The organism is Mesorhizobium sp. M4B.F.Ca.ET.214.01.1.1 (genome assembly GCF_004791545.1).
Classification (GTDB): domain Bacteria; phylum Pseudomonadota; class Alphaproteobacteria; order Rhizobiales; family Rhizobiaceae; genus Mesorhizobium; species Mesorhizobium abyssinicae.
Window position 1 is genome coordinate 1 of record NZ_SRUX01000118.1, and the last position, 370, is coordinate 370.

Genomic DNA, 370 nt, shown 5'->3' on the forward strand with positions numbered 1-370 from the left:
GGGGCAGCGGCTTACGCAGGCGACCCGAAAACGTTTGGGAGCGCCAGTGACCCGCTGGTCGGCAAGCCGATCGGAGGCCTCGTCGTGTTCGGCGGAGGCCTGGCTCTGTACGACGGCAAGGCCATTGTCGGTGGCCTCGGTGTCAGCGGCGATTCCTCTTGCGCCGATCATAATATTGCCTGGCGCGTTCGCGCAGCCCTCGGCTTCGACAAGGTTCCTGCGGGCGTCAATCCCAATCGCAAGGACGCCATCATCTACGATCTCGACCCCGGCGGAAAAAGCGCCTCCGGCTGGGGTCATCCGCTTTGCGCCGGCCACGAGGCCGACATTGCGGCGGAAATCGGTGCCGGCGTCGGAGGTTCGACGCCGA

1 protein-coding gene is annotated in these 370 nt (G+C 65.9%); it reads left to right on the forward strand.

Going from position 1 to position 370, the window contains the following annotated elements; translation table 11 throughout:
* Nucleotides 1-370: heme-binding protein (locus EN857_RS33550; RefSeq protein WP_189522832.1), on the forward strand; the 370-nt coding region annotated here is incomplete at both ends.